9 protein-coding genes are annotated in these 11,808 nt (G+C 74.6%); 7 read left to right on the forward strand and 2 right to left on the reverse strand.

Going from position 1 to position 11,808, the window contains the following annotated elements; translation table 11 throughout:
- Positions 1-4 precede the first annotated feature (4 nt).
- The 7 genes from AB0C02_RS00120 (at position 5) to AB0C02_RS00150 (ending at position 10,699) form a co-directional block, all read left to right on the forward strand.
- A complete protein-coding gene (locus AB0C02_RS00120; RefSeq protein ID WP_357539453.1) occupies positions 5-1,261 on the forward strand; it encodes a cytochrome ubiquinol oxidase subunit I in 1,257 nt (418 codons plus the stop codon).
- Positions 1,262-1,272: 11 nt separating this feature from the next.
- Complete coding sequence (locus AB0C02_RS00125) at positions 1,273-2,280, forward strand: cytochrome d ubiquinol oxidase subunit II (protein WP_357539455.1); 1,008 nt, start codon at positions 1,273-1,275, stop codon at positions 2,278-2,280.
- Positions 2,277-3,995 carry a thiol reductant ABC exporter subunit CydD gene (gene cydD, locus AB0C02_RS00130; RefSeq protein WP_357539457.1) on the forward strand — a complete coding sequence of 573 codons (1,719 nt, stop codon included), beginning with the start codon at positions 2,277-2,279 and terminating at the stop codon, positions 3,993-3,995. Before AB0C02_RS00125 ends, cydD begins: the two co-directional genes overlap by 4 nt.
- Positions 3,995-5,779: a thiol reductant ABC exporter subunit CydC gene (gene cydC, locus AB0C02_RS00135; RefSeq protein ID WP_357539460.1), complete on the forward strand. Its 1,785-nt coding sequence runs from the start codon at positions 3,995-3,997 to the stop codon at positions 5,777-5,779. Before cydD ends, cydC begins: the two co-directional genes overlap by 1 nt.
- A gap of 139 nt (positions 5,780-5,918) precedes the next feature.
- Complete coding sequence (locus AB0C02_RS00140) at positions 5,919-6,884, forward strand: DNA primase (protein ID WP_357539462.1); 966 nt, start codon at positions 5,919-5,921, stop codon at positions 6,882-6,884.
- A 40-nt stretch (positions 6,885-6,924) separates the two neighbouring features.
- Positions 6,925-9,336 (forward strand): transposase, encoded by a 2,412-nt coding sequence (locus AB0C02_RS00145; RefSeq protein ID WP_357539464.1) that lies wholly within the window; start codon positions 6,925-6,927, stop codon positions 9,334-9,336.
- Between the two features lie 133 nt (positions 9,337-9,469).
- The gene (locus tag AB0C02_RS00150; protein WP_357539466.1) at positions 9,470-10,699 is read left to right on the forward strand and encodes an ABC transporter substrate-binding protein; all 1,230 of its coding nucleotides are present in this window, start codon (positions 9,470-9,472) and stop codon (positions 10,697-10,699) included.
- Between the two features lie 87 nt (positions 10,700-10,786).
- Here AB0C02_RS00150 and AB0C02_RS00155 read toward each other — a convergent pair whose 3' ends face one another.
- On the reverse strand, positions 10,787-11,380 hold the full coding sequence (locus AB0C02_RS00155) for an ATP/GTP-binding protein (protein ID WP_357539468.1): 594 nt from the start codon (positions 11,378-11,380) through the stop codon (positions 10,787-10,789).
- Between the two features lies 1 nt (position 11,381).
- The gene (locus AB0C02_RS00160) at positions 11,382-11,759 is read right to left on the reverse strand and encodes a DUF742 domain-containing protein (RefSeq protein ID WP_357539470.1); all 378 of its coding nucleotides are present in this window, start codon (positions 11,757-11,759) and stop codon (positions 11,382-11,384) included.
- Positions 11,760-11,808: the final 49 nt, after the last annotated feature.

An 11,808-nucleotide genomic window follows, 5' to 3' on the forward strand; every position in this document is an offset into this window, starting at 1 on the left:
GGCCATGGACCCCCTGCTCATCGCCCGCCTGCAGTTCGCCACCACCACCTCGATTCATTTCCTCTTCGTCCTGGTCACCCTCGGGCTGGTGACCCTGCTGGTCGGCCTCCAGACGGCCTGGGTGATCACCGGGAAGCAGACGTACCAACGGCTGACCCGGTTCTGGGGCACCCTCTACGTGATCAACTACGTGCTCGGCATCGCGACCGGCATCGTGATGGAGTTCCAGTTCGGGCTGAACTGGAGCGGGTTGTCGCGGTACGTCGGCAACGTCTTCGGCGCCCCGCTCGCCATGGAGACGCTGGTCGCCTTCTTCCTGGAATCCACCTTCCTCGGGATGTGGATCTTCGGCTGGCACCGGCTACGCCGGGGCGTGCACCTCGCGCTGCTCTACGGCGTCGCCATCACCGCGTACGCCTCGGTCTTCTGGATCATGGTGGCGAACTCCTGGCTGCAGCACCCGGTCGGCTACGAGCTGCGCGACGGGGTCGCCCACCTCACCGACTTCTCCGCACTGCTGAGCAACCCGACCTTCACCGTGGCCATCTGGCACGTGATCTTCGCCGCGCTGACCACCGGCGGCACGCTGATGGCGGCGGTCAGCGCCTGGCACCTGCTCCGGCGTACCACGGACCATCAGCTGTTCCGCACCTCGCTGCGGATCGGCCTGCCCACCGCGGTGGTGTCGGCCACCTTCGCCCTCTGGTTCGGTTTCGCACAGGAGGACGGGGTCGCGCTGGCGCAGCCGACCAAGCTCGGCGACGAGCAGGCCAAGGCGGCGGCGGTCGCCGACTTCACCGCCCGCTTCGGCCCCGGCGACTACCTGCCGCCGGCCCTGGCCGGCACCGCGATGGAAATCATGATCATGATCGGCTTCACCATCTGGTGCGCGGTGCTGCTGCTCCCCCTGCTCTACCGGGACTGGCTCATCCGGCTCCGGTTCCCGCTCTACCTGCTGCTGTTCGCCGTACCGCTGCCGTTCATCGCCGCGATCTGCGGCTGGCTGACCCGTGAGGTCGGCCGCCAGCCCTGGGCCGCGTACGGGCTGCTCCAGGCGCGCGACGCGGTCTCCCCGGTCGACGGCGGCGTGATGCTCGCCTCCTTCCTGGGCTTCAGCCTCCTACTCGGCACCCTCGCCGTGGCCAACTGGGTGTTGTTCGCCCGGCACGCCGCCCGGGGCGCCGCCGATCCGGCCATCGGGCGGGCACCTGGCGCGGACGCCGACCGGTCCGACACCCGCCCCGAGTCGTTGTTCGCCTGAGAGGAGGCCTCGTGGCAACCATCTGGTACGCCCTGCTCGGGCTCTTCTTCGCCACCTACCTGGTGCTCGGCGGCTACGACTACGGCGTCGGGCTGCTGCTGACCCGCCCCGGCGACCCGCGAGACCGTCGCGCCGCGCTCAACGCCGTCGGCCCGTTCTTCCTCGGCAACGAGGTCTGGCTGGTCGCCGCCGTCGGCATCCTGTTCGGCGCGTTCCCGCTGCTGGAAGGGGAACTTCTCGCCGGGTTCTACCCGGCCGTGCTCGGCGCGGTGACCGGAGTGGTGCTGGTGACGGCCGGGGTGCAACTGCGCAGCCGGCCGCGCGCCGAGTCGGCCCGCGCCGCCTGGGACCGGGTGGTGGTGGCCGGCAGCGCGCTCGCCGCCCTCGGCTGGGGCGCCCTGCTCGGCGGGCTGCTGCAGGGCGTACCGCTGCGGGCCGACGGGCACGTCGCCGGGGTGAGTCACCTCTTCACCCCGTTCGTGGCCGCCACCGCGCTGGCGATGGTGGCGCTGGTCGCCGTGCAGGGTGCGACCTTCCTCACCCTCCGGCTGCCGGCCGCCGACGTCCCGCCGGTCGCCCGGCTGGCTCGCGGCCTGGTGCTGGCGGCGCTCGCCGCGCTCGCCGCGGCCACCGTCCTGGGCCTGCTCTCCGACCGGGTACGCGCCGCCGTGGCGCGGCCGGCGCTCGCCGTACTCCTACCGTTGGCACTTGTCGCGGCGCTGCTGGCGGCCCGCGCGGCGCTCGGCCGAGGGCGGGCCGGGGTGGCCTTCGCGGCGACCAGCGCGGCGCTGGCGCTGCCGGTGTTGCTGATCGGGGCGGCCCTCTGGCCCCGGGTGCTGTTCTCGACCGGCGACCCGGCCGCCTCGCTGACCGTCGCCGACGCGGCGGCGAGCGGGCCCACGCTGTCCCTGCTCGGCTGGCTCGCGCTGCCGCTGCTCCCGGCCCTACTAGGCTTTCAGGCCATGTGCTGGTGGGTGTTCCGGGGACGGACCGACGGCAGGGCACCGGTGTACTGGTGAACCGCCGCCCGTTCGACCCGCGGCTGCTGCGCCGGGTCCCCGCGGCCCGGCGCGACCTCGCCATGCTCGCGGTGCTGGGCGGGCTGACCGCGCTGCTGGTGGTCGCCCAGGCCACCGCGCTGGCCACGCTGCTGGCGACGGCGGTCGACGGGCGGCTGCACCGGCCGGCGCTGGCCGGCTTCGTGGCGGCGGTCGCCGCCCGGGCGCTGGTGAGCTGGGCGCAGGGCACGGTGGCGGCCCGGGCGGCGGCGACGGTGAAGGCCGCGCTCCGCGCCGACCTGCTCGGCTCGGTCGCCCGGCACGGCCCCACCTGGGTGGCCGGCCAGCGGGCCGGGCAGCTCGCCACCCTCGCCGGGCGCGGGTTGGACGCGCTGGACCCCTACTTCACCGGCTACCTGCCGCAGCTCGTGCTGAGCGTGACCGTGCCGCTGGCCGTGCTGGCCCGGATCGTCCTCGCCGACTGGAGCTCGGCGGTGATCATCGCGCTGACCCTCCCGCTCATCCCGGTCTTCGGCGCGCTGCTCGGCTGGCAGGCGCAGGCCGCCACCGAGCGGCAGTGGCGTCGCCTGTCGCTGCTCGGCGGGCACTTCCTCGACATGGTGGCCGGGCTGCCCACGCTGCGCGCGTTCGGCCGGGCCCGGGCCCAGGTCGACGTGGTACGCCGGATGGCCGACGGGCACCGCCAGGCCACCATGAAGACCCTGCGGATCGCGTTCCTCTCCGCGCTGGTCCTCGAACTGGTCGCCACCCTCTCGGTGGCGCTGGTCGCGGTGCCGGTGGGCATCCGGCTGCTCGGCGGCGGGATCACCCTCTCCACCGCGCTGCTGGTGCTGCTGCTCACCCCGGAGGCCTACCTGCCGCTGCGGGCGGCGGGCAGCCGGTTCCACGCCAGCATGGAGGGGCTGACCGCGCTCGACGAGGCGCTCACCATCTCCGCCACGCCGGAGACCGCCGCCCCGGAGACCGCCGCCCCGGAGACCGCCGCGCCCGAGGGCGCCGCACCGACCGGCGGGCGGGCGGCCCCGGACGGGCCCGGCGAGATCCGCTTCGAGGACGTCACCGTCGAGTACGAGCGGACCACCGCGCTGCGCAACGTCAGCCTCACCATCCGCCCGGGCGAGCGGGTCGCCGTCATCGGGCCCAGCGGCGCCGGCAAGAGCACTCTGCTCAGCCTGCTGCTCGGGTTCGTCAGCCCGACCGCCGGCCGGGTCACCGTCGACGGGGTGGACCTCGCCGACGTCGACCTCGACGCCTGGCGGCGCCAGCTGGCCTGGGTGCCGCAGCGGGCCCACCTCTTCGCCGGCTCGCTGGCCGACAACATCCGCCTCGGCGCGCCCGACACCCCGGACGCCGCGCTCGCCCGCGCCGTCACCGACGCGGCGCTGGACGAGGTGGTCGCCGCCCTGCCCGACGGGCTGGCCACCGCGCTCGGCGAGCGCGGGCACGGCCTGTCCAGCGGGCAGCGGCAGCGGGTGGCGCTGGCCCGGGCGTTCCTCCGCGACGCCCCGCTGGTGCTCCTCGACGAACCGACCGCCCGACTGGACACCGCCAGCGAGGCCGTCGTGCTGGCCGCCACCCGGCGGCTGGTCGCCGGGCGTACCGCGCTGCTGGTCGCGCACCGGCCCGCGCTGCTCGAGGACGCCGACCGGATCCTGCGGGTCGAGGACGGCCGGGTCACCGAGCTGAGTCCGGTGCCGGCGGGGAGGGCGGCGTGATGGCCGGCGGACCGGAGGCCGTCGGCACCCGTACTCGGGCGGGTGCCGAGCGGGCGGTGCTGCGGCTGGCGCGACCGTACCTGAGCCGGCTGCTGCGGGCCGGGCTGCTCGCCGCGGCCACCGAGTTCGCCGGGCTGGCCCTGATGGCGACGGCCACCTGGCTGCTGATGACCGCCGCCGGCCGGCCCACGCTGGACCGGTTGACCGTGGCCATCGTCGCGGTCCGGGCCCTCGCCGTCAGCCGGGGCGTGTTCCGCTACACCGAACGGCTCGCCGGGCACGACGCGGTGCTCCGCATGATCACCGACGTCCGGGCCCGGGTCTTCGCCGCCCTCGCCGCCCGGCGGGACACCGCCGCCCAGCGGACCGGGGACGCGTTGAGCCGGCTCGTCTCCGACGTCGAGGCGGTGCAGGACCTGCTGCTCCGGGTGCTCGTACCGGGGTCGGCCGCAGCGCTGGTGAGTCTGCTGGCGGTCGGGGCCGCCGCCCTGATCTCGGTGCCGGCGGCCGGGGCGCTCGCCGCGGGTCTGCTGGTGGCCGGGGTGGGGCTGCCCACGCTGGCCACCGCGCTCACCCGGCGCGCCGCCGACGAGGTGGCTCCGCTGCGCGGGGCCCTCGCCGTGGACGCGGTCGACCTGACCCACGGCGCCGCCGACCTGGCCGCCTTCGGCGCCACCGGCACGGCGCTGGCCGCCGCCGAGGGGCGGGCCCGGCGGCTCGCCCGGCTGGAACGCCGGCTCGCCGCGACCGGCTTCGCGGTCGACGCGGCCGGGGTGCTGGTCGCCGGGCTAACCGCCGCCGCGGTGGTCCTGGTGGCGCTGCGCGCGGGTGTCGGCGGGGTGCTGGTCGGCGTACTGGCCGTCGGCACGCTGGCTGCGATCGAGATCGCTCTCGCCCTGGTCGGGGCCGCCCGGCAGCGCACCCAGCTCGGTGCCGGGCTGGCCCGGGTGGCCGACCTGCTCAACGCTCCCGCCCCGAAACCCGGCCCCGCTGCGGCGCTCGGCCCGGAGCCGGCGGCGACCCGGCCTGACGTGCGGTTCGCCGGGGTGACCGTGCGGTACCGAAAGGGGGCGGCGCCCGCCCTCGCCGGGGTCGACCTGGACCTGTCCAAGGGTCGCCGGGTGGCCGTGGTGGGGCCCAGCGGCGCCGGCAAGAGCACCCTGGCCGCCGTGCTCACCGGCGCGGTACGCCCCGACGCCGGCCGGGTCACCCTGGCCGGGGTGGACGTGTCCGCGTACCCGGCCGACGAGCTGCCCCGGCTGGTCGGCGGCCTGCTCGCCGAGGCGTACGTCTTCCACGCCTCGGTACGCGACAACATGCTGCTCGGCCGGCCCGGGGCCGACGAGGAGGAGCTGACCGCCGCCACTCGGGCGGCCGGCCTGCTGGACTGGGTACGCGCCCAGCCCGACGGCTGGGACACCGTGGTCGGCGAGCAGGGTGGGCAGCTCTCCGGCGGTCAGCGGCAGCGCCTCGCGCTGGCCCGGGCGCTGCTGGCCGCCCCGGCCGTGCTGGTGCTGGACGAGCCGACCGAGGGCCTCGACCCGGCCGCCGCGGACGCCGTGCTCGCCTCGGCGCTGGCGGCCACCCCGGCCGACCACTCCGTCCTGCTGATCAGCCACCGGCTCAGCGGGCTGGCCGGGCTCGACGAGATCGTGGTGCTCGACGCCGGCCGGGTGGTGCAGCGCGGCCGGCACGACGAGCTGGTGGCACAGCCGGGCTGGTACCGCGAGCAGTGGCTGCTCCAGGCGGCGGCCGAGCGCGGCTACCTGGCCCTGGCACCCTGAGCCCGGCCCCCGGATAGATCGCGCCGGTGGACCGGCTCCCGGTCGCCCGCCGGGACGCCACCGGGGTGGACTCCCGGCCATGCCGGGTCGCCCACTAGGGTATGTGCGCAGAGTCACTCGGCGACGGAGGTTTCGCCGGGTGGGCAACCCGAAGCACACGGAGGTCAGCGTGGCCAGCCAGTCGCCCCAACGGCCCGACGCCGACGAGCCCGAGCTCGACGCCACCACCGCGTCGGCCGCCGAAGACGAGGTCGAGGTCGACCACCCCGCCGATCGCGCGCTCTGGGAGGAGCTGCGGATCGACCCGGTGGAGATCGCCCTGCCCGCCGGCACCGGCTTCACCCTGCGGGCGTACCGGCCGGCGCGGGAGCTGACCCCGACCGACGCCACCGAGCGCGACCAGGAAGACCCCTTCCTGGCCCGTCGCCAGGTCGTCGAGACCGAGGACGACGAGGAGGTGGTGATCCTCGACGAGGAGTTCGCCGCCCTCTCCGCCGAGGAGAACGAGGAGGCCGAGGACGAGCGGCCGGAGAAGCGCCGGCGCCGCGGGGCCGCGGCGAAGGAGGAGACGGCCGACGAGGACGAGGCGGACGAGGACGAGGAGGACGACGCCGGCGACGAGGAGGTCCCGATCTTCCTCAGCCACCGCGGCAGTCTGCTCCTGTTCAAGAGCCCGGAGTCGCTGGTCAGCTTCATCCGGTCCGGCGCGCCCAGCGACCTGACCCAGCTGGACAGCTGGAACGAGCTGTCCGAGCGGGTGGAGCCGGCCGATGTCGCCCCGCTGGACGAGGACACCTACGAGCTCGACCTCGTGGTGGAGAACCTCCGCGGCGGCCACGACGCGTGGGACCCCACGCTCCTGATCGAGGCCGGCGAGGTCGCCCGTGACGTGGCGTACGCACTCCGGCTTCCGGCCGTGCTGGACATGCTCTCCGCCGGCTCCAGCCTGGATGACCTGGACGAGGCTCTGCGGGCGACCGTCAACGGCGGGATCGGTGGCTTCCTGGGTCGACGCCGGCTGAAGAAAATCGGGGCACAAACCGCAAGTTTGGGTTGGCGCACCATTGTCGGCAAGATCTCTGCCGTTGTGGACTGGCGCGACTGACCCGGAGCGGGGAGCATCAGTCTCTGGCAGAGCAAGACCTGTGTCCCGGGAGGAGGACGACGCCGTGGCGCTCGTGCGCGTGTACTGCGGTCTGGCCTCGGCGGATCCGGCCGACCGGCTGGCTTCGGCCGGATCGACGCTGACGTCCGCTGTGGTCGACGACGCAGGCCGTCTGCTGCATGTCTCCGAGATCGGCGACGACCCCGCTGGCTACGCCCAGCTGGTCGCGCTGCTCGTGGAGCGGTCGGGCGGGCCGAGCGGTGCGGCCATCGCCGCCGACAGTGACGACCACACGGTCACCTCGCTGCTCAGCGCGGCCGGTCGCCCGTTGGCGATCGCGGACGACGACTCGGTCGACGACTTCGCCGAGCGCTTCGCCGACGACGACTCGCTGGAGGAGATGCAGTCGCCACCGGCCGAGCGCCGGGCTGTCGGCCTGGCCCGGGCGCTGCAGGCCGGCGCCCTTTCCGCGGTCACCCTGCCGGCCCCCCGTGACCTCGCCGGCTACAAGCAGGTGCTCGCCGCGCACGCCGCGCTGGCCAGCGGGCGGCACTCCGCCGCGGTGGCGCTGCGCGAGGTGCTCCGCGAGCTCTACCCGGCCGCCCTCCGGGCCTACCCGGACCCGGCCGAGCCCATCTCCCTGGCCGTTCTCGACGCGCTGCCGGAGCCTGGCATGCTCAGCGGCACGATGGCCCGGGGACGCGAGGTGGCGGTCGCCGCGGACGCCGTCGCCGCGCACCTGGCGGGCGAGGGTGTCGCCGATGCCGACACGATCAACGACGCGGTGACCGCGCTGCGGGTCGCCATCGCCGAGACGCCCCGAAGGGCCACCGTCAACCGGGCGCTCACCGCCGCCGTCGCCGAGACGGTGCGGCAGGCGGTCTCCTCCGTCCGGGCCTGCGACGCTGGCTGCGCGGCGCTGGTGGCCGCGCTCAGCGCCCGGGTCACCACACCCACACCGGCACCGGCGGCCGCCCGCCGGGCCGGGGCGCGGCTTGGCGAGTCGGTCGACGAGCGGCCCGAGCTCACCGACGCCGCTACCGGCCTGCGTGCGCTCCGACCCGAAGAGCCGGAGCCGGTGGGCCGGCGCAGCCGCCCCGAGCCGATCTCCGGACCGGCCGCGCCGGCGTCGCCCCGGCCGCTCGGCCCGCCACCGGTCGCCCCGGCACCGGTCACGCCGCCGCCCGTCGCCCCCGCACCGGTCGCACCGGTCGCCCCGGCCGCCTCAGCCGGCAGGCCGACGTCGGCGCCCCCGTCACTTACGGAGTCGGCTCGCACGCCGATGCCGCAGCGGGTGGATGGGCCCACCAACCGGCCAATCTCCGCACCGCCTCCGCCGCCCCCCGGGATCACCCCGATCGCCCCCGTGCAGCGGGGCAAGGTGCCGCCGGCCGAGGCCGGCGAGCCGTTCCGACCGACTCTGACCACCGCGGCGATCAACAAGGCTCGTGCCGACCGTCAGCGCACGGTCATCCCGCCGCGCCCCAAGATCACCCAAGAGCTGCCGACCGGGGGCTTCAGCGTCACCGACCCGAGCGTCCCGGTGCCGACACCGCGCCCCGGGCAGGAGTCCGCTCCCCCGGGTTCCCGCGCAAACTGGCCGCTGGTCAACAACGGCGACCAGGACGACCGAGCCACGGAGCCCCCTGCCGGCTACCCGTACGACGGCCGGAGCGTGGACGCGCCGAGCGACCCCGGCACCAGCCGGGTCACCCCGCCGTGGCTCGCCGACGACCTGCCTCAGGAGCCGCCGATGCTGCGGCTGGTGGAGCCGCCGCCGCTGGCCGATCGGGCGCTGCGCGCCGAGCTGGACCCACCGACCGACCCGGGCCTGGACGCTCGGTCGCTGCGGCTGGTCGACCGGCAGCAGCCCGACCGGTCCGGCCGGCCGGTGCCCCACGCCGAGCTGCCCGGTCCGCCGGAGCGCCTCGACCACTCCAGCGCGGCGCGTCTGACGCCGCGCCGCGACCTGGAGCAGCCGCCCGAGCCCAAGGAGCACCGGCCCCCGCCGGTCTCCGACGAGGGCGACGGCGACCTGCTGATCTTCGCCCAGGCGAAGTCCGCCTGGTTCGTCGGGCAGGACGACGAGACCGGTCTGGAGTGGGCGAGCACCGCCGACACCGGCTGGCAGGCCGCCGAACAGGCGGCCCGCCCGACGGTTGGCGCGGAGACCACGGCCGGCCTGCCAAAGCGCGTACCGCAGGCCAACCTGGTGCCGGGCTCGCCGCTGCGCGACGAGCGTCCACTGCGAATCGTGCGAAACGCGGCCAGCCTCGCCGAGAACACGACGGGCTACTTCCGCGGTTGGCGGCGCGGCCAGGAGATCGGCGGTTTCGCCGTCGGCGGCCGCCCGGGGCGGGAGGCAGCCGGCGGCTGGGACTTCAGTCGGGACACCGGCGACCGCGACGACGAACGCGAATACGAGTACCGTTCCGCCGGCTACCGGTCCTGATCGGCGCCACTCCCCTTCCCACCTGCGTGTTTATGCCCACACCCGGTTGATTTGACGACGGGTCGGGCCGGCCGGGACCATACCCCGGGGACAGCTGGCGGCGGGCGTCGCCGGGCGTGGGAAGGCGACTCCAATGGCGACAGCGGCATTCGACTCCTCCGTGCTGACCCGGCGGGGTGTCTTCGCCGCGGCGGCCGGCACCCTGCTGCTCACCGCGTGCGGACGGCAGGACCAGCAGTCGGAGGACGGCCAGACGGGCGGCACCACGGCGCGCCGCAGCCACGAACTGGTGATCGGCGTCATCCTGGAGCTGAGCGGCAAGGGAGCCGCCCTCGGCGTGCTCCAGCGGCGGGCCATGGAGATCACCGTGGAGTCGCTGAACCTCAACGGCATCCCGGTGGGCAACCTGCGGCGTACGGTGCGCCTGGAGATCCGGGACAACCACAGCGATCCCCGCGAGGCGGCCCGGCAGGCCACCGAGCTGACCCGGCGGGACGAGGTGCACGCCCTGGTCGGCGGCACCTCCACCGAGACCTCCATGGCCATCATCGACGTCGCCCAGAAGCTTCAGGTGCCATTCATGTCGCTGGCGGCCGGGGACGACATCGTGCTGCCGCTGGCCCGGCGCACGTTCATCTACAAGCTCACCCCCGACGCCGGTGACGTGGCCCGCCGCATGGCCCGCCTGATCAACTCACTCGAGGTCCGGCGGGTCGCCCTGCTGGCCGCCGACGGGCTGCACGGCGACTCCGGCGTGCAGGCGGTACGCCGGGCCCTGCCGGACGCCGGCGTGGACCTGGTGCGGACCGTACGCCTGCCCGCCACCGGGCAGAGCTTCACCGCCGCCGCGCGGCGGGCCGTGGCCGACGATCTGGACGGGGTCATCATCTGGGGCACCGCCCCGGATTCCGGCACCGCAGCGCGGGAGCTGCGGCGGGCCGGTTACCGGGGCCTGCTCTTCTTCGATTCGGGCGCGGTCGCCGAGGACACGCTCTCCGGGGCGAACGCCGCCGCCGTCGAGGGAGCGTACGCCGTCCACCCGGCCTGTCTCGCCGCGAACACGATGACCATGACCACCACCGCGGAACTCGCCCGACGGGACTTCACCTTCCGCTACATCCAGCAGCACGGCACCTTCAGCGGCTTCGCCCCGTACGGCTCGGACGCGATTCACCTGCTCGCCACGGCGGCCCGCGCGGCGACCAGCGTCGACCGTGGCCGGCTGCGGGCGTACATGCAGAACCAGGTGGCCGAGGGCATCGCCGGCGGGTACGCCTTCGCCCCGATCCGGCACGGCGGCATGGAGCGGGACTCGCTCGGTGTCTACGTGGTCAGCCTGGGCACCTGGACCCGGTACTCCTGACCGGCTGTCTGTCGCCACCGGCGTGGCTGCCAGCGGGCAGCGTGAAACGCCCGGTGGCACTGGTCACCGGGCGTTTCAGGGCGCCGGTCAGGCGGGCGCGACCGCCCGCGAACGCCGCATGGTGAGCACGTACTCGACGAGCGAGATCAGCACGTGCTTGGTCGACTCCCGGTTCCGGGCGTCGCACGCCACCACCGGCACGTCGCTGGAGATCGCCAGCGCGTCCCGAACGTCCTGCGGGTTGTGGTACTGCATGCCGTCGAAGCAGTTGATGGCCACCAGGTACGGCAGCCGCCGGTGCTCGAAGAAGTCGATCGCGGCGAAGCAGTCGGCCAGTCGACGGGTGTCGACCAGCACCACGGCGCCGATGGCACCGCGGACCAGTTCGTCCCACATGAACCAGAACCGGGTCTGACCCGGCGTACCGAACAGGTACAGGATCAGGTCGCGGTCGATCGAGATACGACCGAAGTCCATCGCCACCGTGGTCGTCGTCTTGCCCGGCACCTGCCGGGTATCGTCAACGCCCACACCGGCGGATGTCATGATCGCCTCGGTGGTCAGCGGCGTGATCTCCGAGACCGAGCCGACCAGCGTCGTCTTGCCGACGCCGAAGCCACCGGCGATAACGATCTTCGCCGACGTCACGCGCCCGCTCGGGACCGGCGGCCGGTGCGACATGTCAGAGCCTGCGAAGTCCACTCAGCACCCTCTCCAGCAGTTCAGTGCCCACCGCGTCGTCGGAGTCGTCCAGGATGGTCGGCTCGTGGACCGCGACCAGGCCGTCCGTCGCCATGTCGGCGATGAGCACCCGGGCCACGCCGAGCGGCAGCTGCATCCGCGCCGCGATCTCAGCGAGCGACTGCACACGTCCGTCACACAGCGCGGCGATGTACTGGTGCTCACGGCCCTGACCACCGTTGCCAGTGGCAACGGCCCGGCCGCGCACCGTCGTCTCAACGAGCGCCTCCAGGGCGATATCGAGCCGGGGCCGGGTACGGCCGCGGGTCACGGCGTATGGACGGACCAACGCGCCGGTTGGCTCGTCACGATCGGACATGTCGCCGCTCACCTCCTTCGTACCCCTTGCCGGCTCTACCCGGTGAAAC

Source organism: Micromonospora sp. NPDC048999 (assembly GCF_040649295.1).
Lineage (GTDB): Bacteria > Actinomycetota > Actinomycetes > Mycobacteriales > Micromonosporaceae > Micromonospora.

What these genes read in the sequence shown, in the direction of transcription:
- AB0C02_RS00120 (WP_357539453.1), top strand. Translation starts at nt 5, where the DNA reads ATGGACCCCCTGCTCATCGCCCGCCTGCAGTTCGCCACCACCACCTCG.
- cydC (WP_357539460.1), top strand. Translation starts at nt 3,995, where the DNA reads ATGGCCGGCGGACCGGAGGCCGTCGGCACCCGTACTCGGGCGGGTGCC.
- AB0C02_RS00150 (WP_357539466.1), top strand. Translation starts at nt 9,470, where the DNA reads ATGGCGACAGCGGCATTCGACTCCTCCGTGCTGACCCGGCGGGGTGTC.
- AB0C02_RS00155 (WP_357539468.1), bottom strand. Translation starts at nt 11,380, where the DNA reads ATGTCGCACCGGCCGCCGGTCCCGAGCGGGCGCGTGACGTCGGCGAAG.
- AB0C02_RS00160 (WP_357539470.1), bottom strand. Translation starts at nt 11,759, where the DNA reads ATGTCCGATCGTGACGAGCCAACCGGCGCGTTGGTCCGTCCATACGCC.